1 protein-coding gene is annotated in these 292 nt (G+C 70.5%); it reads right to left on the minus strand.

Features of this window, described 5'->3' with window-relative positions; all coding sequences use genetic code 11:
• Positions 1-292 (minus strand): calcium-binding protein (locus AC1MIR_RS24445; RefSeq protein ID WP_480030782.1); only part of this gene is annotated, 292 nt, incomplete at both ends.

Genomic DNA, 292 nt, shown 5'->3' on the forward strand with positions numbered 1-292 from the left:
CGCCGCTGCCCGCCAGCGTGTCCGCGCCCGCGCCGCCCTCCAGCGTGTCGCCGGCCTGGCCGCCCGCGATGCTGTCCGCGCCGCCGAGCCCGCGCAGGACGTTCGCACCGCCATTGCCGAGCAGCACATTGTCCAGCGTATTGCCCGTGCCCGCGATGTCGGCGGTGCCGAGCAGCGTCAGGTTCTCCACCGCATTGGGCAGCACATAGGCGACGTTGCTCAGCACCGTGTCGATGCCGCCATTCGCCAGCTCGATCACCTGGTCGGCATCCACCAGCAGGTAGGTGTCGTT

This window comes from Falsiroseomonas sp. RANM36, from assembly GCF_056682175.1.